Genomic DNA, 2,433 nt, shown 5'->3' with positions numbered 1-2,433 from the left:
ATGTGCCATTAGCAGTGCTTCCAATAGCACTGCGTGGAGCAGACTGCTGAATAAAGGCATCACTAAATTGTTCCGATTTGCCATCCAAAACAATAAGCCTATCTTGTAGTAGCAGTGGTCCACCACCGAGAATATGGGGGTAGCCATTGAAGTCAGCGGGAAAGGTACTTCCCTCAATTCGCACTTGGGTACCGATACTAAGATCATGAACGGCTGTGCTGTTGGCCCTCAGGGTAACTAGATAGCCATTGGGGGGGATAGGAAAGGCTTGCTGACCGGCAAGTCCTCCAGGCAAAAGATGGGTGACCGAGTTGTTCTGGACAACTACGATGATTTCATGATCAATTAAGGGAGTGTAGGTTGGTCCGAAGGCGCGAGTGTAGCGGGCAATTCCAGCTTTGACATAACCACTGTTGAGGAATAGTACTGGCAAACGTTTCTGGTTTGAGGTAACTAAGGTTTCGGTCAGGCTCAGTCGTCCGAGTTTAACGTGACCGCGATCATTCCAAGCGATCGCTCCCCGATTCAAAATTGGACCAGATAACCACCGACTATCACGGCGAATTGCTCCTAAGGGCAATTGGTTGTTACGGTTGAAAAAGCCAGCATTAATTGCAGCAGATGCTTGCCACCACTGAGCAGCTTTAATTAGTGGGGCTGTTCCCACTTGCGTCGTAGCATTACTGCCAATCGGTCTGAGGCGCAAGTGGTGAGATTTGGGGTCAACCTCCAGCCACACCACTGGGAAACTAGTATCTTTGAGACTAATCAACTGCTGACGCCACTGGATGCCAGGTGCCCAGAGAATATTTTTCTTGACCATGGCATCGGGTCGCAAATCAATCACCAATCGAAAAGGGTTAGGCAAGGTGAAAACTCGCAGACGTTTACCTTTGGGGAAATCCACCCTGAGCCTAGTTTGGTTCTGATGGCTTTCTAAGCGGATAACCGGTTTATCCATAGGAGCGCCCACGGAAATGGGAGCTACATCTTCAGGCCCTTGGATCTTGGCACCCTCTAGAGCATTAAAACCCTTGACTAGTGACTGGTCGGCTGAGGCAGCTACTGTAATCACACCTTCAGTGCGTCGGTCATTGACTTGCCAGAAGGTTGGGCGGTCTAAATCAAGAACAATACGATTACCCCAAGGCTGACGTCCCTGGCGGATAGCCTTCACCCTGGCTGGCATGGAAGAGATATACAGCTTATCCCCGTGAACTTGTAACTGCCAACCTGCTGTTTTGGCAAAATCGGTAATATCTAGATATCGATAAGCACCACTAACTTGGCTGGGGAAAACTACTGATGTACTCCGGGGTTTAGAAAACCACCGGATCGGTTGCTTGGTAAAATCTTTACTATTGAGCATTTCTATGCCCAAAGTTTGCATCGCTCCTACATCACTGATGCCAGTGCGCACTGAGGTTCCGACCAGCCACTGCTGCCAAGGTAAGTTGATCCGCTGACCATTTAAATACACTTGAAACCCTTGTCGGATCACCTGGGGGGGGACAGAGAAAAACTCTACCTCTAAGGTGTTATCAGGCATGGGTGGTAGCTCTTCCAATAGTTTCTTCCCCTTTAAAACTAGGATGTTCTCCTGGGTGGTTTGGGATAAACTTTGAACGAGGACAGGGGTCTCTTCATCTGCTGGGGGCAACTGGTTAAGTAACTCTTTAAAGCTATTTAAGATTAAGGGTTCAATTGCTCCAACTCGCCTATTTGCCGTAGCTACGGATGCTGGGAATAGAATTAGGAGCAAGAGGGTAATGGCTAGCTTGGAGATCTTAGTCCACACTTTTGTAGTATCAATTCCGGTCTTTGGTGTTACTCTAGTCACCATCAAAGGGTTCCATTGAGCATTGGTTGCTGCTAGTAGCCTGTTTCCTCAAAGGACTGATTTGGCTGAAAGCATACCTTTCATAGCCTAAATCAGTCAGCAAAAACTATAGAGAAGGTTTAATTTCACATACTCTTAACCTAGGCTCTAGGCATTTAGGCTCTAGGCATGGCGTTGCTTAATAATGGAATGATTTTATAGCAGTCGCCAGGGTAATTAGGACATGACAAAAGTCTCAAACTACAGTTTGGCTTGAGTTTAACTTCTGACAAATGACTTCTGACAAATGACTTCTGCTATAAGAGTAGGTGCGCGCCTCCAAGGCCGCGAGCAATCCCTCGCGGCCTTGGGTCGCACCTGTGGAATGGGCATCTTGCTTAGGTGCGCTCTTACTTGGCGAATTAAATTCGCCACGGGTCGCACCTGTGGAATGGGCATCTTGCGTGGAACTGGCATCTTGCCAGTTTCAATATCTTTTCGCGCGGGCAGGATGCCCACTCTACTTATATTCATTCAAAGATTGAGCAACGCTCTAGGCATTTAGGCTAAGTGGGTTCTAAAAAAGTTATGAAGCACTCCGGGTCAAGCACGGA

The 2,433-nt window shown here is 47.8% G+C and carries 2 protein-coding genes; both read right to left on the bottom strand.

Features of this window, described 5'->3' with window-relative positions; translation table 11 throughout:
* Window positions 1-1,843: phosphodiester glycosidase family protein (locus F6K20_RS34200; protein WP_287297754.1), on the bottom strand; the 1,843-nt coding region annotated here is incomplete at its 3' end.
* Window positions 1,844-2,098: 255 nt separating this feature from the next.
* Window positions 2,099-2,353 carry a hypothetical protein gene (locus F6K20_RS34195; protein ID WP_287297752.1) on the bottom strand — a complete coding sequence of 85 codons (255 nt, stop codon included), beginning with the start codon at window positions 2,351-2,353 and terminating at the stop codon, window positions 2,099-2,101.
* Window positions 2,354-2,433 lie beyond the last annotated feature (80 nt).

The organism is Moorena sp. SIO2C4 (assembly GCF_010672485.1).
GTDB lineage: Bacteria > Cyanobacteriota > Cyanobacteriia > Cyanobacteriales > Coleofasciculaceae > Moorena > Moorena producens.
This window is presented reverse-complemented; position numbering and strand designations above follow the sequence as displayed.

What these genes read in the sequence shown, in the direction of transcription:
- F6K20_RS34195 (WP_287297752.1), bottom strand. Translation starts at nt 2,353, where the DNA reads ATGAATATAAGTAGAGTGGGCATCCTGCCCGCGCGAAAAGATATTGAA.